The sequence below is a fragment of the Pseudomonas versuta genome (assembly GCF_001294575.1).
GTDB lineage: Bacteria > Pseudomonadota > Gammaproteobacteria > Pseudomonadales > Pseudomonadaceae > Aquipseudomonas > Aquipseudomonas versuta.
On record NZ_CP012676.1, the window covers coordinates 3,513,292 to 3,532,631 of the forward strand.

The window sequence follows — 19,340 nt, forward strand, 5'->3', positions numbered from 1 at the left end:
TTCAAAGCTCGCAGCTTGCGGCAGCGACTACGGGGTTTGCGCACTACCGCCTTAATGCTCAAACGGATACTGATTATGCCCAGGCTTAAAAACGGCCTTCTCCAGGCCGCCGGTTGGCTGTTTTACCTGACACTATTGATGGGCCTCGCGCTGGCGCTGCCGACATCGATCTTCGACGCCGAGTCGAAAAACTTTATTTTCCTGATTGGCGTCGTGGGTATCTGGCGCTACTCAATGGGTGCCACGCACTTCCTGCGCGGCATGCTGTTTTTATATGTGGTGTACCCGCACCTGCGGCGCAAAGTGCGCAAACTGGGCACGTCTGCCGACCCCTCGCACGTGTTCCTGATGGTCACCAGTTTTCGCATCGACGCCCTGACCACCGCCCAGGTGTACAGCTCGGTGATTCGCGAAGCGATCGACTGCGGCCTGCCCACCACCATCGTCTGCTCGCTGGTCGAGATGTCCGATGAGTTGCTGGTCAAAAGCATGTGGCAACGGCTCAACCCGCCTGCCCGGGTCAAACTGGACTTTGTACGCATCGCCGGCACCGGCAAGCGCGATGGCCTGGCCTTTGGTTTTCGTGCCATCTCCCGCCATCTGCCGGATGAGCGCGCAGTGGTTGCAGTGATCGACGGCGACACCGTGCTCGCCCCCGGCGTAGTGCGCAAAACCGTGCCCTGGTTTCAGCTGTTCGGCAATGTCGGCGGCCTGACCACCAACGAATTTTGTGAAGTGCGCGGCGGCTACATCATGAGCGAGTGGCACAAGCTGCGCTTCGCCCAGCGTCACATCAACATGTGCTCCATGGCCCTGTCCAAACGCGTGCTGACCATGACCGGGCGCATGTCCGTGTTCCGCGCCAACGTGGTCACCGACCCGGCCTTTATCGCCGATGTTGAAAGTGATTCGCTGCAGCACTGGCGTCTGGGCCGCTTCAAGTTTTTGACCGGCGATGACAAGTCCAGCTGGTTCAGCCTGATGCGCCTGGGTTACGACACCTTCTACGTGCCGGACGCCGCCATCTACACCGTGGAACACCCGCCGGAAAAAAGCTTTATCAAGGCCAGCCGCAAACTGATGTTTCGCTGGTACGGCAACAACCTGCGCCAGAACGCCCGGGCGCTGGGCCTGGGGGTCAACCGCCTGGGCCTGTTCACCAGTCTTGTGCTGTTCGACCAGCGGGTGTCGATGTGGACCTCCTTGCTGGGCCTGACCGCCGCACTGATCGCCACGGCCCGATACGGCATCAGTTTCCTCATCGCCTACCTGCTGTGGATCGGCTTCACCCGCCTGGTCCTGACCCTGTTGCTCGCCTGCTCGGGGCACCGGATCGGCCCGGCTTACCCGCTGATTCTTTATTACAACCAGATCGTTGGCGCGCTAGTGAAGATCTATGTGTTCTTCCGCCTCGACCAGCAATCCTGGACCCGTCAGGACACCAAATTGACCCGTGATCTGGCCAGCTTTCAACGTTGGTTCAACACCTGGTCGTCCCGGACCATGACCTTCTCCGCCGGCAGCATCTTCGTCGCCGTGCTGTTGATGATGGTCTGAACCGCTTCGATCGAATTAACCAGGAACAAGACCTTATGAACACTCAAGTAAACGCCAACGTTGTCCACGAATCTGAAGCCCAGCGCCAGCATGCGCGGGTCAAAATCCCGGCCAAGCTGCGCTTTTTCGGCGCCGACCGTACGCCGATGGAGGTCAAGCTGATTGACCTCTCGGCAGGCGGCCTGAGCTTCAACGCTGCCAACCAGCCCTTCAAGGTCGGCGATGTAATCAAAGGGCGCTTACAGTTTGTAATCGACAACCTGGGCCTGACGATGGACGTCGACCTGCTGGTACGCAACGCCGACCGCCAGACCGGCCGCGTCGGCTGCCAGTTCCAGAACCTCGACCTGCAAGACATTGCCACCCTGCGCCATCTCATCACCTCGCACCTGAGCGGCGACATTGTGACCATGGGCGAAGTGCTTGCCACCTTGCAGCGCGACAACTTCACCAAGGCGCGCAAAGTCAAGGACGGCGGCAGCGGCATGAGCCCTTTCGGGCGCTTTAAAGCCGTCACCTTCAGCGCCGGGATTTTTGTCGTCGGCCTGCTGGCCTTCGGTTTTGTCGCCAAGTCGGTCTACGGCCTGTACTTCGTGACCCACGCCCAGTCGGCACTGGTCAGCGTGCAGGGGCTGAACATCACCATGCCCCGCGACGGCACCGTACAAAGCCTGATCAAGGATGACCAGCTGGCGGCCAACGGCGCGCCACTGGCCACCTTCAGCACCAGCATGCTCGATGTACTCAAGGGCCACCTGGACGAGAACCAGCTGCAACCCGAGAACATCGAAACCCTGTTCGGCAAGCAAATGACCGGCACCCTGACCTCGCCATGTGACTGCGTAGTTGCCGAGCAACTGGTTGCCAACGGCCAGTACGCCAGCAAGGGCGACGTGATTTTCAAACTGGTACCGCGCAACAGTGAAGCCGACGTGGCTGCACGTTTCAGCTACCGCCAGTTTGGCAACGTACTGCCCGGCACCCGCGTCAACTTCCAGGTAGCCGGTGAAGACGCCGTTCGCAGCGGCAAGATCATCAGCAGCACCAGCCTGGACAGCGACAACCTGTCCTCGGACATCCGCGTGCAAATCAAGCCCGACGCCCCGCTCGACAGCGCCCTCACCGGTCGCCCGGTTGAAGTCAGCAGCGATCGTGGGCCCTCGTTGAACTGGCTGATCGACAAAGCCATGGCTGCGGGTCTTTAACCATGACAAACCTTACCCCCAATCAGCGGTGGGAGCTGGCTTGCCAGCGATTGCATCCCCCCGGTGTTGCAGGCCAACCCCATGGACCGTATCGCTGGCAAGCCAGCTCCCACAAGATTACCGCGCTATGTCTGCTGGCCATCGCGCTGGCCGGCTGCTCCGGCCTGCCCGATCAACGTCTGGCCAATGAAGCGCTCAAGCGTGGCGATATCGCCACCGCGCAACAGAACTATCAAGTGCTCGCCGACCTGGGCTACACCGAGGCCCAGGTTGGCCTGGCCGATATCTGGATGCAAAGCCGCGACACCGAGCAACTGAACAAAGCCGAAGCCACCTACCGGGCAGCGGCGCAAACCTCGCCCCGGGCCAAGGCGCGTCTGGGCCGTTTACTGGCAGCCAAGCCCGGCGCCACCGACGCTGAACTGCACGAAGCGCAAACCTTGCTCAAGCAAGCCTTTGCCAGCGGCGACGCCAGCAGCCTCACACCTTTGGCCATGCTGTATTTGCAGCACCCGCAGAGCTTCCCCGAGGTCAACGCACAGCAGCAAATCAACCAGTGGCTCGCGGCTGGCTATCCCCAGGCGGGCCTGGCGCAAATTGCCCTGTACCGCATTCAAGGCACCTACGATCAGCATCTGGATCAAGTCCAGTCCATCTGCAAACAGGCGCTGGTCAGCAATGACAGCTGCTATGTCGAGCTGGCCACGGTTTATCAGAAACAAGGCAACACCGAACAGCAGGCGCAGTTGCTCAAGCAACTTCAAAACGCTTACCGCGAGGGCAGCGCATCGGCCCAACGGGTCGACGGCGTTGCCCGGGTGCTGGCCGATCCGAGCCTTGGCACTCCCGACCCGGATACGGCCAAATCGTTGCTTGAGAACATCGCACCGATTTACCCGGCGGCCTGGGTCAGCCTCGCGCAACTGCTCTACGACTTCCCGGAGCAAGGCGATGTCGCACAATTACAGGCCTACCTGGACAACGGCCGCGCGGCAGATCAGCCACGAGCCGAGCTGCTGCTGGGCAAGCTGTACTACGACGGTAAATGGCTGACCCCGGACGCGAAACAGGCCGAGGCGCATTTCCTGCAGGCAGTGGATAAAGAAGTGGCCGCCGATTACTACCTGGGGCAGATCTACCGCCGTGGTTACCTGGGGCAGGTCTACCCGCAAAAAGCCCTCGATCATTTGCTCAAGGCTGCCCGTAACGGCCAGAACAGCGCCGACTTCGCCATCGCCCAGCTTTTCTCCCAAGGCAAGGGGACCCAACCCAACCGGCTCAACGCCTACGTGTTCAGCCAGCTGGCCAAAGCCCAGGACACCCCGCAAGGCAATGAACTGGCCGCGCAACTCGATGAGCAACTGCCCGTAGAGCAGCGCGCGCAGGCTCAACGCCTGCTGCAAAAAGAACAAGCGGTGCGTGCCACCTTGAGCCAGAACGCCCTGGCCGTGCAGACGCTGGAACAAGACAACGGCGAGGAAACCCCATGACCCTGAACCCTTTTGTGAAAGCCGGCATTGGCCTGTCCTTCGCCCTGCTGTGGTCGTGCCCGACACTGGCGGCCCTGACCGATGAGCAGAATTTTGGTCTGGAGATGAAAGTCACTGCCCAGTCCGAAGACGACCGTGACCTCGGTACCCGTGAAGGCGGTGACGTCAACGGGGTGGGGCTGGACCTGCGTCCATGGGTGTATGGCGAGCGCGGTAACTGGAGCGCCTATGCCATGGGCCAGGCCGTGACCTCCAGCGACATTATTGAAACCGATACCCTGCAACAGTCCGATGAAGAGCAATCGAGCAGCGGCAATGACGCGCGCAAACCGGACAAAAGCTATCTGGCTTTACGCGAGTTCTGGATCGGCTACAAAGGCTTCACCGCTTACCCCGGCGAGCAGCTCAAACTCGGGCGCCAGCGCCTGCACAACGATGATGGCATGTGGCGCGATACCAACATCGAAGCCCTGAACTGGACCTTCGACACCACCCTGCTCAAGGCCAACCTCGGCGCGGCGCAGCGCTTCAGCGAATACCGTACCGACCTCAGCGAACTGGCCCCGGACGATCAGGACCGGTTGCACCTGTACGGCGATATTTCGGCGCAATGGAAACCCGGCCAATGGGTCGGCGCCCGCGCCCACCACAGCCACGATGACGGCAAGCTCAAGCACGAAGGCGCAGAAATCGACGCCCTGGATAAAACCCGTAACGGCGACCTGACCTGGCTCGGCATCGAGGCTAACAGCGACGCCTACAACTACCGCAACACCAACACCGTCAACTACTGGGCCAGCGTCACCGGCATGACCGGCAAGCGCGACAGCCTGGCCACCTCGACGGTCGACGGGCACACCCTCGCCGGCGCTAAAACCAGTGACGACGTCGACGGCTGGGCCACCGATCTGGGGGTGCGTTTGCGCCTTGATCCGAACTGGCAGGTGGGCGGTGCCTACTCCCGCGCCAGCGCCAACTATCAGCAGACCGGGCTTGAGAGCAACCGCTCCAGCTTCACCGGGACCCGCTCGCGGGTTCACCGTTTTGGTGAAGCCTTCCGTGGCGAGATGCAGAACATCCAGAGCGCCAGCCTGTTCACCTCGTGGCAGTTGCGCGACGACTACGACGCCAGCCTCGTCTACCACAAGTTCTGGCGCGTCGACGCCAGCAAGCCGGTGGGCAGCAACGGCATCAATGCCGTAGAAAACAGCGAAGATCCCACCAGCGGCCTGCTCTCCAGCACCTCACTGCCGCTGGTCGACGGCAAAAACGACCTCGGCCAGGAAATGGACCTGGTGGTCACCAAGTACTTCAAAAAAGGCCTGCTGCCTGCCGCCCTCAGCCAGTCCATCGATGAGCCTTCGGCCCTGGTGCGGTTTCGCGGCGGTGTATTCAAGCCGGGCGATGCCTACGGCAAAAGCGTGGACTCGTACATGCACCGCGCGTTTGTCGACGTGATCTGGCGCTTCTGATGACAACGCCAACGGGAGTGCGAGAGATGAACCATCCTGCCAATAAAGGCGCGGTCAGCCTGCTGGCCGGCGCCCTGCTGCTGGCAAGTTCAATGGCCTTTGCCAGTGTCGAGCCACCGCGCCCGGGCCTGGCCAAAGAGCTGCAACAGGCCAAGACCTATACCGTGCGTACCGCCCCCAGCGCGCCGCTGGAAATAGCCAAACCGGCACTGCCCGACATCAGCGGCTACACCGCCGAGGCGGCAGCGGCCAAGATCGTGCGCAGTACCGCCGGCAAGGTCAGCGTGCGCCGCATGATGCAGGAAAACGCCCTCAAGGACTTTATCGGCGGCGACAACAAAATGGCCGAATGGGTAGTGCGCCAGGGCGGCATCCCCCAGGCAATTTTTATCGACGACGGCTATGTAAACCTCAAGGATCTGGCCCGCCGCCTGCCGAAACAATACTTCAGCGAAACCGCACCGGGGGTATACCTGGCACGCTTGCCGATCGTGGTCGGGCACAAGGGCATTCTGGACATCGACAGCAGCACCAAAGAGCTGCGCCTGTCTGAAGAAGCCGGTGCATTCATGGTCAACGACGGCCAGCTGTTCGTGCGCGACACCAAGGTCACCGGCTGGCGCGAAAAGGACAACGGCCCGGCGACCTTCCGTGATGCCAAGGCGTTTCGCCCGTTCCTGCTGGCCTGGGGTGGCACCGAGACGTACATCGTCAACAGCACAATGGCCAGCTTCGGCTACGCCAACAGCAAGTCGTACGGGGTGAGTATTTCCCAGTACACGCCCAACATGGCCAAGGTGGTCAAACGCGATGAGCCGACTGGCTGGATCGTGGGCTCCGAATTCTCGGACATGTGGTACGGCTTCTACTGCTATGAAACCCGCGACTTTGTGGTCAAGGGCAACACCTACCGCGACAACATCGTCTACGGCATCGACCCCCATGACCGTTCCCACGGGCTGATCATCGCCGACAACGATGTGTTCGGCACCCAACGCAAGCACGGGATCATTATTTCCCGCGAGGTGAACGACAGCTTCATCTTCAACAACCGCAGCCATGACAACAAATTGTCGGGCCTGGTGATCGACCGCAACAGTTCCAACAACCTGATTGCCGACAACCAGATTTTCCAGAACCACACCGACGGCATCACTCTCTACGAGAGCGGTGACAACCTGCTGTGGGGCAACAAGGTGATCAACAACCGCCGCCACGGAATCCGGGTGCGCAACAGCGTGAATATCCGGCTGTACGAAAACATCGCCCTGGCCAACGGCCTGACCGGCGTCTACGGCCACATCAAGGATTTGACCGAGACCGACCGCGACATCGACCTCGACCCGTTCGACACCCAGGTGTCACTGATTCTGGTAGGTGGCGAACTGGCCGGTAACGGCAGCGGCCCGCTGAGCATCGACTCGCCCCTGAGCATCGAGCTGTATCGGGTATCGATGCTGGCCCCGAGCAAATCCAGCGGCATCAGCTTCAACGGCATTCTGGGTGAGCGCCAGGGCGAGATTCTCGACCTGCTGGTGCGCCAGCAAAAAGCCGTGCTGATCGACCCCGTTGAACGCCAGACCGAAATGCGCGACTGAGGATGACTGTTATGCCCCCCCATATGATCAAATTTCTAAGCTTGTCGGGCCTGACCGCCGCCATCCTCGCCGCCGGTTGCGGCGTGCAGGCAGACGAGATTCAAGCCCCGGCATTCAGCGCAGAACCTTGCTGCAACCTGTGCCCCCAAGCCCACGACGCGAAAAACTACACCACACGCTACCAGCAAAACTTCACCACCCTGGTGCAGGCTGAAGGCGACTGGCTGTTCCGCACCCAGGAAGACCTGCGCACCGAATTCGACACCACGCCGGCCGGCTACAAACGCATGCAGCAATTGCACGATGCGTTCAAAAGCAAAGGGGTGGAGCTGGTGGTGGTGTATCAACCGACCCGCGGGCTGGTCAACCGCAACAAACTGATGCCCGCCGAGCGCGAAAAATACGACTACGACAAGGCCCTGAAAAACTATCAGGCCATGCTCGGGCGCTTCGCCAAAATGGGCTACTACGTGCCCGACCTGTCACCTTTGACCAACGAAAAACAGGCCCACGATTTCTACTTCCGCGGCGACCAGCACTGGACACCTTACGGGGCTGAACGCACCGCCAGAATCGTCGCCGACACCGTGAAAAAAATCCCCGGTTTCGCCGATATTCCCCAGCGTGAATTCGAGACCAAAATCTCCGGGCGCATGGGCAAGACCGGCACCCTGCACAACATGGCCGGCCAGCTATGCGGCACCAGCTATGCCGTGCAGTACATGGATCAGTTTAGCACCGAGCCCAAGGGCGAAGCCGCTGACGGCGACCTGTTCGGCGATTCGGGCAACCCGCAGATCACCCTGGTGGGTACCAGCCACAGCGGCAAAAACTACAACTTCTCGGGTTTTCTGGAGCAGTACATCGGTGCCGACGTGCTCAACGTTGCCTTCCCCGGTGGCGGCCTGGAAGGCTCGATGCTGCAGTACCTGGGCAGCGAAGAATTCCAGAAAACCCCGCCAAAGGTGCTGATCTGGGAATTCTCACCGCTGTATCGCCTCGATCAGGAAATCACCTACCGGCAAATGCTGTCCTTGCTCGACAACGGTTGCGAAGGCAAGCCCGCGCTGATGAGCAACAGCACCACGCTCAAGCCCGGCGCGAACCAGATGCTGGTCAATAGCCGCAACCTGGACCTGCGCAACGCCAATCACCAAATTGATATCCGCTTCGCCGACCCCTCGGTGAAAACCTTGCAAGCCACCCTCTGGTACATGAACGGGCGCCACGAGAATCTGAAAATCGACAAGCCGACCACTTCTGACACCGATGGGCGTTTCGCCTTCGAACTGCGCACTGACGAAGACTGGGCCAGCCAGAATTTGCTGGCCATTGAAATCGAGGGTCCGCAAGCCGGGGCCGAGCCGCAGAAGGTCGAGGCCCGACTCTGCAAACGCAACGTATTCCCCTCCCCTGCGCAATCCCACGCGCAGGCCGGACGATGAGGTATCTGATGCCAACTGCACCGATCACACTACGTTCATTACTGACCCCGGCCTTGCTCGGGCTGGCGATGTTTGCCAGCACCGCCAACGCCGCCGAGACACTGCGCCCGCCCCAGGGTTATTACGCTGCGGTCGAAGCCTTTAAAACCGGCGATTTCAAAAACGACTGCGAGACCATGCCGCAGCCGTACACCGGCAAGCTGGAATTTCGCAGCAAGTATGAAGGCTCGGACAAGGCCCGCTCGACACTCAATGTCGACTCGGAAAAAGCCTTCCGCGAGGCCACTTCCGGCATCACCACCCTGGAACGCAGCACCAGTAAAAAGGTGATGCAATTCATGCGTGACGGTCGCCCGCAACAGCTCGAATGCACGCTGAACTGGCTTACGGCCTGGGCCGAGGCCGATGCACTGATGAGCAAAGACTTCAATCACACCGGCAAGTCGATGCGCAAATGGGCGCTGGGCAGCATGGCCTCGTCTTACATCCGCCTGAAATTCTCCAGCTCGCAGCCGCTGGCCCAACATCCGCAGCAAGCGCAGGTGATCGAAGCCTGGTTCAGCAAAATGGCGGATCAGGTGGTCAGCGACTGGGACAACCTGGCGCTGGAAAAAACCAATAACCACTCGTACTGGTCGGCATGGTCAGTGATGGCAACCGCCATCGCCACCAACCGTCGCGACCTGTTCGACTGGTCGGTGAAAGAGTTCAAGGTCGGCGCCAATCAAGTCGATGCCCAAGGCTTTTTGCCCAACGAACTCAAGCGCCAGCAACGTGCCCTGGCCTATCACAACTACGCCCTGGCGCCCCTGTCGATGATCGCCAGTTTTGCCCTGGTCAATGGCGTGGATCTGCGCAACGAAAACAACGGGGCCCTGAAACGCTTGGGCGAACGCGTGCTCAGCGGGGTCAAGGACCCGGATGAGTTCGAACAAAAGAACGGTAAAAAGCAGGACATGACCGACTTGAAAGTCGACGCCAAATTCGCCTGGCTCGAACCCTTCTGCACCCTCTACACCTGCACCCCGGACGTCATTGAAATGAAACGCGGCATGCAGCCGTTCAAGACCTTTCGACTGGGTGGCGATTTGACCCGGGTCTACGACCCGGCCCACGAAAAAGGCAAATAACCCGCCACCCTGAACCCTCTGTAGGCGCGAGCTTGCTCGCGAGCTCTTCGAGATCAAAAGATCGCGAGCAAGCTCGCTCCTACAGAGGGGAAAAGGGAAGACGCGAAGAAGGGATTGCATCGATTTACCCCCCCGACTTTTTCATGGGGGGTTTGGGGGGGCCTGGCCCTTTACTGTTGGTCAACACGGAGAAGTCAGGATGGTTTTTTCATCCAATGTGTTCCTGTTTATGTTCTTGCCAGTATTTCTGGCGCTGTATTACTTGAGCGGGCAACGCTATCGCAACCTGCTGCTACTGCTCGCCAGCTATGCGTTCTACGCCTGGTGGCGGGTGGATTTCCTGGCACTGTTTATCGCCGTCACCCTCTGGAACTACTGGATCGGCCTCAAGGTCGGTGCCGCCGGGGTGCGCACCAAACCCGCCCAACGCTGGCTGTTGCTCGGGGTAGTGGTCGACCTGGCGATTCTGGGCTACTTCAAGTACGCCAACTTTGGCGTCGACAGCATCAACGCCATGATGAGTTCGGTGGGTCTGGACCCGTTCATCCTGACCAATGTACTGCTGCCCATCGGGATCTCGTTCTACATCTTCGAGTCCATCAGCTACATCATCGACGTGTACCGCGGCGATACCCCGGCGACCCGCAACCTGATCGACTTTGCCGCCTTTGTGGCGATCTTCCCGCACCTGATTGCCGGGCCCGTGTTGCGCTTTCGCGACCTGGCCGACCAGTTCAATAACCGCACCCACACCCTGGACAAGTTCAGCGAAGGTGCCACGCGGTTCATGCAAGGGTTTATCAAAAAGGTATTCATTGCCGACACCCTGGCAGTGGTTGCCGATCACTGTTTTGCCCTGCAGGCCCCGACCACCGGCGATGCCTGGCTCGGAGCGCTGGCGTACACCGCGCAACTGTATTTCGACTTCTCCGGTTACAGCGACATGGCCATCGGTCTGGGCTTGATGATGGGTTTCCGCTTTATGGAAAACTTCAAACAGCCGTACATCAGCCAGTCGATCACCGAGTTCTGGCGCCGCTGGCACATCAGCCTTTCCACATGGCTGCGTGACTACCTGTACATCACCCTGGGCGGCAATCGCAAAGGCACGCTGACCACCTACCGCAACCTGTTCCTGACCATGCTGCTGGGCGGTTTGTGGCATGGCGCCAACATCACCTACATCCTGTGGGGAGCCTGGCACGGCCTGTGGCTGGCGCTGGAAAAAGCCCTGGGCCTGAACACCAATCCCCGGGCCCTGAACCCGATCCGCTGGGTACTGACCTTCTTCATCGTGGTGCTGGGCTGGGTGATTTTCCGCTCCGAAAACCTGCACGTCGCCGCTCGCATGTATGGCGCCATGTTCAGCTTTGGCCAGTGGTCACTGTCGGATCTCAACAGCGCCAACCTTACCGGCCTGCAGGTCGCCACCCTGATCGTTGCCTACCTGACCCTGGCCTTTTTCGGCCTGCGCGACCTGTACAACACGCCCAAAACAGCCGGTAAAACAGACGCCGACGGCCCTGCCACCGCACAACCGGGCCTGATCAAGGCAGTACCCGGCGATGTGCCGGGCAGCCTGCACCTGCCCGGTTACACCGTCGGCACCGAGGCCACCGTGCAACCGGCGTACTGGGTTGCTGACTGGCCGCGTTACGCCATGCGCACTCTGATCGTGCTGCTGTTTATCGCCTCGATTCTCAAACTTTCGGCGCAGAGCTTTTCGCCGTTCCTCTACTTCCAGTTCTAAGGGGAGCCGACCATGAACCGAACATTACGCATCCTCTACGTCACGTTCTTCTGTGCCCTGCTGGTGGGCCTGGGGCTGCTGGCCACGCGCAGCTTCATCGGCTTCAACACCACCGGCAAAGACACCGTGCTAAACGGCCGCTGGAGCAAAGCTGTCGAAACCCGTTACGACGATGAGTTCCCGATCAAGCGACTGGGCACCAACCTCTGGGCAGCGCTGGATTTCACCCTGTTCAACGAAGGTCGTCCCGGCGTGGTGCTGGGCCGCGATCAATGGCTGTACAGCGACGAAGAGTTCAAGCCGTGGCCCGATGCCGAGCAGCACGTGGCCGACAACTATGCGCTGGTCGAAGGCGTACGCCGCACCCTCAAGGAACGCGGGATCAAACTGGTGATGGCGGTGGTGCCGACCAAGGTGCGCCTGTATCCCGAGCATATGGGTGAGCAGCGCCCGGCCGCCATTTATGCCGATCTGTACCGCGACTTCCATGCCCGCCTGGCCGCCAGCAAGGTGCTGGCCCCAGACCTGATGGGCCCGCTGCAACAGGCCAAGCAGGCCGGTGCGCAGGTGTTCTTGCGTACCGACACACACTGGACGCCGGACGGCGCTCTGATTGCCGCCCAACAGTTGGGGGCTTCGATTGCCGAGCAATTCCCGCTCAGCGGCAACCCGCAACAGTTTGTGACCGAGGCGCAAAAGGTCGAGCAACACAACGGCGACCTGGAGCGCTTCCTGCCACTGGACCCGTTGTTCAGCAACCTGCTGCCGCCGTCCGAACCGCTGGAAAAACGCAGCACCCGCCCCGCTGAATCGGCTGCTGACAGCGAAGACTCATTGTTCGCCGACAGCGAAGTGCCGGTGACGCTGGTGGGTACCAGCTACAGCGCCAACCCCAACTGGAATTTTGTCGGTGCCCTGAAGCAGGCACTGCGCAGCGATGTCATCAATGACTCCACCGACGGCCACGGACCGATCCTGCCGATGCTCGCCTACCTCAAAAGCGATGCGTTCAAGAACACCCCGCCACAGGTGCTGATCTGGGAATTCCCCGAGCGTTACCTGCCGGTGGACAACGAGATTGGCGACGCCGACCCGCAGTGGGTCGCGGACTTGAAACAGGCCGCCGGCCAGCCGCCGCAAGTCGCACAGAACACCGCTGAATCCGAGACGCCCGTCCGGGCGCAAAACTGAAAGAGAGGTACTACTGATGTCATTCAAAGCCATGCCGTTTACACCTGCTCCACGCCGTCTCGCCAAATCCCTCGCGCTGGTTGCGGGCATGAGCCTGCTCTCAATGCAAGCCTGGGCCGGCGGCGATGCCGCCCTCTATGGGCCGGTTGCGCCGAAGGGGTCGAGCTTTGTGCGTATTTTTAACGCCAGCCCTCAGCAAGTCAGTGCCACCGTGGGCAGCACCGCCCTCGACGACGTTCCCCCTCAGGGCAGCAGCGATTTCAGCTTTATGCCCCAGGGTGATTACAGCGCCAAAGTCGGCAGTCAGAACCTGTCGGTGAAACTGGCCGCCGATCACTATTACACCCTGGTCAACAGCGCCAGCGGCCAGCCGCAATTGATTGAAGAGCCACCGTTCAAAAACAAGCAGAAGTCCCTGGTCCGGGTGCAGAACCTCACCGATAAAACCCTGACCCTGAAAACCGCAGACGGCAAGACCGACGTGGTCAAGGCCGTGTCTGCCAAAGGCCGTGGCGAGCGCGAGATCAACCCGGTCAAGGTCAGCTTTGCGCTGTTCGATGGCGACAGGAAAATCAGTGATCTCAAGCCTGTCGCCCTGGAGCGCGGTGAAGCCGCCGTGCTGTACGTCACCGGCAGCGGTGCCAGCGTCTCGCCGACCTGGGTAAAACGCCCTGTTTCGACCCGATAAAAGCCTTCCCTTGTCTGTAGGAGCGAGCTGTGTGCGCGTTGAAAAGCTCGCGAGCAAGCTCGCTCCTACAGGGGAAACCTATTTCAGATTTGGAGAGACAACATGATTCCGGTAATTCTTTCAGGTGGTAGCGGTTCGCGTCTGTGGCCTTTGTCGCGCAAGCAGTTTCCCAAGCAGTTTCTGGCCCTGACCGGCGAGCAGACGCTGTTCCAGCAAACCCTCGAACGGCTGGTATTCGAAGGCATGCAGCCACCGATCGTGGTGTGCAATAAAGACCACCGTTTTATCGTCAATGAGCAACTGGCCAACCGCAAGCTCGAGACCCAGCGCATCCTCATGGAACCCTTCGGCCGCAACACTGCGCCCGCCGTGGCACTGACGGCGATGATGCTGATCAGCGAAGGTCGCGACGAGTTGATGCTGGTATTGCCCGCCGACCACGTACTGGAAGACCGCAAAGCCCTGCAACGGGCGCTGGCCCTGGCCACCGTGGCCGCCGAGCGGGGCGAAATGGTGTTGTTCGGCGTGCCGGCCCTCAAGCCTGAAACCGGCTATGGCTATATCAAGTCCGCAGCCGACGGCTTACTGCCCGAAGGCGTGAGCCGGGTCGCATCCTTCGTCGAAAAACCGGATGCCAAGCGTGCCGCCGAGTTCGTCAAAAGCGGCGGCTATTTCTGGAACAGCGGCATGTTCATGTTCCGCGCCAGCCGCTTCCTCGAAGAACTCAAGCAACACGAGCCGGATATCTATGACACCTGCGTGCTGACCCTGGAGCGCAGCCAGCAAGACGTCGACACCATCGACATCGACGAAGCCACCTTCGCCTGCTGCCCGGACAATTCCATCGACTATGCGGTGATGGAAAAAACCCAGCGCGCCTGCGTCGTCCCTTTGACGGCGGGCTGGAGTGATGTGGGCTGCTGGTCGTCGTTGTGGGACGTCAATGAAAAAGACGTCAACGGCAACGTCTGCAAGGGCGATGTGGTGATTCAGGACAGTACCAACTGCATGATCCACGGCAACGGCAAACTGGTGTCGGTGATCGGTCTGGACAACATTGTGGTGGTCGAAACCAAAGACGCGATGATGATCGCCCACAAGGACAAGGTTCAGGGGGTCAAACAGATGGTCAACACCCTGAACGGGCAAGGCCGCAGCGAAACCCAGAACCACTGCGAAGTCTATCGTCCGTGGGGCTCCTATGACTCGGTGGACATGGGCGGACGGTTCCAGGTCAAACATATTTCGGTCAAGCCCGGCGCGTGCCTGTCGCTGCAAATGCACCACCACCGCGCCGAACACTGGATCGTGGTATCGGGCACAGCAGAAGTGACCTGCGACGAGAACGTATTCCTGCTCACCGAGAACCAGTCGACCTACATCCCGATTGCCTCGGTACACCGTCTGCGCAACCCGGGGAAAATCGCCCTGGAAATCATCGAAGTGCAGTCCGGCAGCTATCTGGGCGAAGACGACATCGAGCGCTTTGAAGATGTGTACGGACGCTCGACCCCGGTGGGACGTAGCGTGTCGATCAAGACCATAGCCCAGTAACGCCCATCACTTTGTAGTCGCTGCCGCAGGCTGCGATAAGGGCCGCAGGCCCTTGCTTTCAGCTCTGCGGCGAATAAAAACCTCGCAGCCTGCGGCAGCGACTACAAGTGGCGCAGCGCGGCATCGCGCTTGATGCCGCGGGCTTCACCCCTCATGCTGACAGCTCATCTTCAGATAAGGCGAGCGTCATGCTTATCGGCGTTTTACTGATCATCACCTGGCTCATCCTGTTGCTGCGCTATCCGTCCAAGGCATTGCCGGTGTCGCTGGCGGCAGTGGTCGGCCTGGGTCTGGTGGCCGCATCGGTGGCGTGGCTGGACAACCGCGAAGCCCGGCAACTGGAACGGCTTGAACTGCGTATTACCTACGCACCCGGCGAATGCCCGGCTGACCGTCCCCTCGCTGTGACCCTGCGCAATGGCAATGACGTGCCGCTGATCGAACTGGGCTGGCGGATCGCGGCCTATGCTCCGGGCGATACCGTCAATCTCGCCGACAACCTCTACACTGCCCCCCGCTATCGTGGCCCTGGCGAACTTCAAGGCGCTGCGACCTGGCATGACTGTTTGCCCATGCCGCCCCTGCGCGCCGGTTATCGCCCGCAAACCCTCGAGTTCCGCGCAGAGCGCCTGCAAGGCAGCTTTTCCAACTAAGGATTTTTTGATGCCCCGTGTCTTGATCACCGGTTGTTCCAGCGGCATTGGCCGCGCCCTGGCCGATGTCTTCCACAAGGCCGGCCATGAAGTCTGGGCCTGTGCCCGCAAACCGCACGACGTGGCCCGACTGGCGACGGCAGGGTTTCACGCGGTGCAACTGGATGTGAATGATCCGGTAGCGCTGGCGCAACTGGCCGAACGCCTGGCGCAGGACGGGCTGGATGTGCTGATCAACAATGCCGGCTATGGCGCCATGGGCCCGGTGCTCGACGGTGGCGTCGAGGGCATGCAGCGCCAGTTTGAAACCAATGTGTTTTCCGTGGTCGGGGTGACCCGCGCCCTGTTTGCAGCACTGCGCCGCAACAACGGGCTGGTGATGAATATCGGCAGTGTCTCCGGGGTACTGGTCACGCCGTTTGCCGGGGCCTACTGCGCCTCAAAAGCCGCCGTGCATGCCCTGAGCGATGCCCTGCGCATGGAGCTGGCGCCCTTTGGCATTCGCGTACTGGAAGTGCAGCCCGGCGCCATCGATACCGCGTTCGCCAGCAATGCCAGCGCTCAGGTTGAAGAACTGATTGCCCGGGACTCACCCTGGTGGCCGATGCGTGAAGGCATTCGCGCTCGCGCCAGGGCTTCACAAGACAACCCTACGCCGGTGGCTGCGCTTGCTGACGCCGTGTTCAAAGCCACGCAAAAATCCAGGCCGCCGTCGATATTGCGCTTCGGCAATGGCAGCCGTGCCCTGCCGCTGCTGGCCGCGTTGCTGCCGGGCTGCCTGCTGCAAAAAATCCTCATGAAGCGCTTCGGGTTGAATACCGGGAACTGAAGAACTGTCACCTGTAGGAGCGCGCTTGCTCGCGAGCTTTAGAGGCTCGCGAGCAAGCTCGCTCCTACCGTTTTTTAGCTCTGGTGTTTCATGAAATCGATAAACACCCGCACCTTGAGCGGCAAATGGCGGGTATCGGGATACAGGGCGTAGACCCCCTGGCGGGTCAGTTGCCACTCAGGCAGCAGGTGAATCAGGCGCCCGGTGCGCAAGTCATCCTCGATCAGCCAGTCGGGCAGGATCGCCACCCCCTGCCCGGTCAGGGCAAAAGCCCGTAATACCGAGGAATTGTCGGCCTTGATCCGCGCCCTGGCGGGGTTGGGTTGATAGGGTTGAGTCGTTGCGCGCCCGACATGGGTAATACTCAACTCCCCGACCCGCCCGTGCTCCAGCCACGGGGTCTGCTCAAGGGCATGCACCGAGTCGATGGGCGCCACGCTGGCGACAAATGCCGGTGTGGCCACGGGCAAAATATCGAAGGTACTCAATTGCACGGCCCGATGGCTGGAGTCGACCACCCGGCCGAGCCGCAGGGCCACGTCAAAACGCTCGGAGATCAAGTCCGCGTGGGTCGATGACGTGGACAGGTGCACCTTGAGATCGCGGTGCAGGTCGCGAAACAGCTCCAGCGCCGGCACCACCTTGGCCAGTGCATATTCCACAGTGGTGGTAATGCGTAATGTGCCCTTGAGTTCGGTGTGCTCACTGCGGGCTTCGTCTATCGCCAGTTGCGCCGCTTCCAGCATGCTCAGGCAGTGCAGATAAAAGCGCTCCCCGGCCTCGGTCAGCGCCAGCCGCCGGGTGTTGCGCGTCAACAGAGTCACCCCCAGCTCGGCCTCGAGCCGCTTGATGTTAAAGCTCACCACCGCCCGGGTCTGGCCCAGCAAATCGGCGGCGGCCGTCAGGGAACCGGCTTCGACTACAGCTTTGAAGGTGTCGAATCGATCGAGACTGACCATGCTGAATCTCGCTCATTGTCAAAATAATTTTGACAATCTAGCAGTCCAGACGCGGTTCCTCCAGCCGCAAAAGCAGCCTACTGTGCCCTGCGCAATCAAGGAGCCGGTCATGGCCTATCGCAATAAAATCGCCCTGGTGTATTTGCTGGGCTACGCACTGGATCTGGTGAACATGTTCGCCGCCGCCATTGCCTACCCCGACATCAGTCAGCAACTGCAGGCCTCGGTCAGCCAACTGGGCTGGGTCGCCAATGCCTACATGCTCGGCCTGACCCTGGTCATCATCCCCGGCGTGTGGCTGGCAGCGGTATTTGGCGAAAAACGCCTGATCATGGCCTCGCTCTTGTTGTTCAGCCTGGCGTCATGGTGCGTGGCGCAGGCAGGTTCGATTGAGGCGCTGATTGGCTGGCGTCTGCTGCAGGGCCTGGGTGGCGGGTTATTGATTCCGGTGGGGCAGGCCATGGTCTATCGACATTTCCCCGTGCGCGAACGGGCTCGCCTGACCTCGGTAATTTTGCTGGTGGCGTTGCTGGTGCCCGCCTTGTCACCGGCCCTGGGTGGCCGGGTCGTTGAGGCCTGGTCATGGCGCTGGGTGTTTTATGCCAATTTGCCGCTGGCATTGCTGGCACTGTTGCTGGCCGGCTGCTGGCTCAAATCAGAGCCGCGCCCCGCCTCACGCCCGGTGCTGAATGCCCGCAGCCTGGCAACCGGCGCCCGGAACATGGGGCGCTTGCTGAAAAGCCCGTTGTTGCGGGTGGCGATGCTCACTTATCTGTTTATCCCCGGGATTTTTATCGGCACCCAGCTGGTGAGCATCCTGTATCTGCATCAACAGGGTTTGAGCCCTGCCCAGACCGGCATCCTGATGCTGCCATGGGCGCTGGCATCGGCCCTGGGCATTACCCTGAGCCGCTATCAGTTCAATCGTCTCGGGCCAAAACCCCTGCTTTTGCTGGGTATGACGGCCCAGGCCACAGGCATTGCGCTGCTGATCCAGGCGGATGTTTCAAGCACCTGGCAGACGATGGCGCTGTACGGACTCATGGGCTTTGGCGGCAGCCTGTGCAGCAGCACCGCGCAAAATACCGCGTTTATCGATGTCAGTGCCCGGCGCATGGGCCACGCCAGCGCACTGTGGAATATCAACCGGCAATTGAGTTTCTTGCTCGGCCCGGCGTTGATGATGGGCATATTCGCGGCCTTGACCGTGATCACCTCGACGCCCCGCGCCTTTGCCCTATGCTTTGCCATCGGCGCTGCGTTGACCCTGTTGCCGTTGTTTGCAGTGTTACGCCTCAATACCCCATGCGTGCTGGCCTTGCTGGCACCCTGACCGAAGAGAAATTGATGACTGACTATTCGAGCTACTTCGACCTTGTAACCGAAACCCATGCCGAGATTGAGGGCTGGTTCTCAGGGCTGGAACCTGGCGTATTGCCCATCTTGCTGGGGCGTTTTTCAGCGCAGTTTTCGATGATTACACCCGGCGGCAAAGAGCTGGATATGGACGGTGTAGAAGCGCTGTTTGAACAGCTGCGAGGTGCCCGCCCAGGGCTGAATATCACCTTGAGTGACTTCAAGGGCATCGCCCTGTATGCCGGCGGCGCGGTGGTCAGCTACCGCGAGTTGCAAGAGGAGCACAACGGCAACCGTACCGATCGGCGCGCTACCGTGGTTTTTGAAAAGGATGCCGGTGGCAAGGTGCTGTGGCGCCATTTGCATGAGACTTTCTGCGCCGATTGATACCCGGGGCAGGCCCTGTGGGAGCTGGCTTGCCAGCGATGCAAGCGACTCGGTTGATTGCATTGACCAAGGTGAT

At 60.6% G+C, this 19,340-nt stretch carries 16 protein-coding genes; 15 read left to right on the forward strand and 1 reads right to left on the reverse strand.

Annotation, left to right across the window (positions count from 1 at the left end):
• Nucleotides 1–75 precede the first annotated feature (75 nt).
• The 13 genes from alg8 to AOC04_RS15805 all read left to right on the forward strand — a co-directional run bounded on the left by alg8 (nucleotide 76) and on the right by AOC04_RS15805 (nucleotide 16,562).
• A complete protein-coding gene (gene alg8 / locus AOC04_RS15745; RefSeq protein ID WP_060694956.1) occupies nucleotides 76–1,557 on the forward strand; it encodes a mannuronan synthase in 1,482 nt (493 codons plus the stop codon).
• A gap of 35 nt (nucleotides 1,558–1,592) precedes the next feature.
• Nucleotides 1,593–2,762 (forward strand): alginate biosynthesis protein Alg44, encoded by a 1,170-nt coding sequence (locus AOC04_RS15750; protein WP_060694958.1) that lies wholly within the window; start codon nucleotides 1,593–1,595, stop codon nucleotides 2,760–2,762.
• 2 nt (nucleotides 2,763–2,764) lie between these two features.
• Nucleotides 2,765–4,252: an alginate biosynthesis TPR repeat lipoprotein AlgK gene (algK, locus tag AOC04_RS15755; protein ID WP_060694960.1), complete on the forward strand. Its 1,488-nt coding sequence runs from the start codon at nucleotides 2,765–2,767 to the stop codon at nucleotides 4,250–4,252.
• Complete coding sequence (locus AOC04_RS15760; RefSeq protein WP_060694962.1) at nucleotides 4,249–5,724, forward strand: alginate export family protein; 1,476 nt, start codon at nucleotides 4,249–4,251, stop codon at nucleotides 5,722–5,724. Before algK ends, AOC04_RS15760 begins: the two co-directional genes overlap by 4 nt.
• Before the next feature lie 26 nt (nucleotides 5,725–5,750).
• Complete coding sequence (gene algG, locus AOC04_RS15765) at nucleotides 5,751–7,322, forward strand: mannuronan 5-epimerase AlgG (protein ID WP_060694964.1); 1,572 nt, start codon at nucleotides 5,751–5,753, stop codon at nucleotides 7,320–7,322.
• Between the two features lie 11 nt (nucleotides 7,323–7,333).
• Nucleotides 7,334–8,767, forward strand: a complete 1,434-nt coding sequence (locus AOC04_RS15770) for an alginate O-acetyltransferase (protein ID WP_060694967.1) — start codon at nucleotides 7,334–7,336, stop codon at nucleotides 8,765–8,767.
• A gap of 8 nt (nucleotides 8,768–8,775) precedes the next feature.
• The gene (locus tag AOC04_RS15775; RefSeq protein WP_060694969.1) at nucleotides 8,776–9,897 is read left to right on the forward strand and encodes a mannuronate-specific alginate lyase; all 1,122 of its coding nucleotides are present in this window, start codon (nucleotides 8,776–8,778) and stop codon (nucleotides 9,895–9,897) included.
• 199 nt (nucleotides 9,898–10,096) lie between these two features.
• Nucleotides 10,097–11,647 carry an MBOAT family O-acyltransferase gene (locus tag AOC04_RS15780; RefSeq protein ID WP_060694971.1) on the forward strand — a complete coding sequence of 517 codons (1,551 nt, stop codon included), beginning with the start codon at nucleotides 10,097–10,099 and terminating at the stop codon, nucleotides 11,645–11,647.
• A gap of 12 nt (nucleotides 11,648–11,659) precedes the next feature.
• Nucleotides 11,660–12,838, forward strand: coding sequence for an alginate O-acetyltransferase (locus AOC04_RS15785; RefSeq protein WP_060694973.1), 1,179 nt, complete (start codon nucleotides 11,660–11,662; stop codon nucleotides 12,836–12,838).
• A 31-nt stretch (nucleotides 12,839–12,869) separates the two neighbouring features.
• Nucleotides 12,870–13,526 (forward strand): alginate O-acetyltransferase AlgF, encoded by a 657-nt coding sequence (locus tag AOC04_RS15790; RefSeq protein WP_060696966.1) that lies wholly within the window; start codon nucleotides 12,870–12,872, stop codon nucleotides 13,524–13,526.
• A 102-nt stretch (nucleotides 13,527–13,628) separates the two neighbouring features.
• Nucleotides 13,629–15,080: a mannose-1-phosphate guanylyltransferase/mannose-6-phosphate isomerase gene (locus AOC04_RS15795; protein ID WP_060694975.1), complete on the forward strand. Its 1,452-nt coding sequence runs from the start codon at nucleotides 13,629–13,631 to the stop codon at nucleotides 15,078–15,080.
• A gap of 188 nt (nucleotides 15,081–15,268) precedes the next feature.
• On the forward strand, nucleotides 15,269–15,733 hold the full coding sequence (locus tag AOC04_RS15800; RefSeq protein ID WP_060694977.1) for a hypothetical protein: 465 nt from the start codon (nucleotides 15,269–15,271) through the stop codon (nucleotides 15,731–15,733).
• A 10-nt stretch (nucleotides 15,734–15,743) separates the two neighbouring features.
• Nucleotides 15,744–16,562: an SDR family oxidoreductase gene (locus tag AOC04_RS15805; RefSeq protein WP_060694979.1), complete on the forward strand. Its 819-nt coding sequence runs from the start codon at nucleotides 15,744–15,746 to the stop codon at nucleotides 16,560–16,562.
• A gap of 74 nt (nucleotides 16,563–16,636) precedes the next feature.
• On the opposite strand, the gene AOC04_RS15810 is transcribed toward AOC04_RS15805, so the two are convergent.
• On the reverse strand, nucleotides 16,637–17,521 hold the full coding sequence (locus AOC04_RS15810) for a LysR family transcriptional regulator (protein WP_060694981.1): 885 nt from the start codon (nucleotides 17,519–17,521) through the stop codon (nucleotides 16,637–16,639).
• Between the two features lie 109 nt (nucleotides 17,522–17,630).
• Here AOC04_RS15810 and AOC04_RS15815 point away from each other — a divergent pair, with 109 nt between their 5' ends.
• Nucleotides 17,631–18,854, forward strand: a complete 1,224-nt coding sequence (locus AOC04_RS15815) for an MFS transporter (protein ID WP_060694982.1) — start codon at nucleotides 17,631–17,633, stop codon at nucleotides 18,852–18,854.
• Between the two features lie 14 nt (nucleotides 18,855–18,868).
• The gene (locus AOC04_RS15820; RefSeq protein WP_060696967.1) at nucleotides 18,869–19,264 is read left to right on the forward strand and encodes a hypothetical protein; all 396 of its coding nucleotides are present in this window, start codon (nucleotides 18,869–18,871) and stop codon (nucleotides 19,262–19,264) included.
• Nucleotides 19,265–19,340 lie beyond the last annotated feature (76 nt).

Bases quoted from the DNA above. Each gene is read 5' to 3' on its own strand.
- AOC04_RS15780 (WP_060694971.1), top strand. From the start codon at position 10,097: ATGGTTTTTTCATCCAATGTGTTCCTGTTTATGTTCTTGCCAGTATTT.
- AOC04_RS15805 (WP_060694979.1), top strand. From the start codon at position 15,744: ATGCCCCGTGTCTTGATCACCGGTTGTTCCAGCGGCATTGGCCGCGCC.
- AOC04_RS15750 (WP_060694958.1), top strand. From the start codon at position 1,593: ATGAACACTCAAGTAAACGCCAACGTTGTCCACGAATCTGAAGCCCAG.
- AOC04_RS15795 (WP_060694975.1), top strand. From the start codon at position 13,629: ATGATTCCGGTAATTCTTTCAGGTGGTAGCGGTTCGCGTCTGTGGCCT.
- algK (WP_060694960.1), top strand. From the start codon at position 2,765: ATGACAAACCTTACCCCCAATCAGCGGTGGGAGCTGGCTTGCCAGCGA.
- AOC04_RS15815 (WP_060694982.1), top strand. From the start codon at position 17,631: ATGGCCTATCGCAATAAAATCGCCCTGGTGTATTTGCTGGGCTACGCA.
- algG (WP_060694964.1), top strand. From the start codon at position 5,751: ATGAACCATCCTGCCAATAAAGGCGCGGTCAGCCTGCTGGCCGGCGCC.
- AOC04_RS15820 (WP_060696967.1), top strand. From the start codon at position 18,869: ATGACTGACTATTCGAGCTACTTCGACCTTGTAACCGAAACCCATGCC.
- AOC04_RS15775 (WP_060694969.1), top strand. From the start codon at position 8,776: ATGCCAACTGCACCGATCACACTACGTTCATTACTGACCCCGGCCTTG.
- alg8 (WP_060694956.1), top strand. From the start codon at position 76: ATGCCCAGGCTTAAAAACGGCCTTCTCCAGGCCGCCGGTTGGCTGTTT.
- AOC04_RS15760 (WP_060694962.1), top strand. From the start codon at position 4,249: ATGACCCTGAACCCTTTTGTGAAAGCCGGCATTGGCCTGTCCTTCGCC.
- AOC04_RS15785 (WP_060694973.1), top strand. From the start codon at position 11,660: ATGAACCGAACATTACGCATCCTCTACGTCACGTTCTTCTGTGCCCTG.
- AOC04_RS15790 (WP_060696966.1), top strand. From the start codon at position 12,870: ATGCCGTTTACACCTGCTCCACGCCGTCTCGCCAAATCCCTCGCGCTG.
- AOC04_RS15800 (WP_060694977.1), top strand. From the start codon at position 15,269: ATGCTTATCGGCGTTTTACTGATCATCACCTGGCTCATCCTGTTGCTG.
- AOC04_RS15770 (WP_060694967.1), top strand. From the start codon at position 7,334: ATGCCCCCCCATATGATCAAATTTCTAAGCTTGTCGGGCCTGACCGCC.
- AOC04_RS15810 (WP_060694981.1), bottom strand. From the start codon at position 17,521: ATGGTCAGTCTCGATCGATTCGACACCTTCAAAGCTGTAGTCGAAGCC.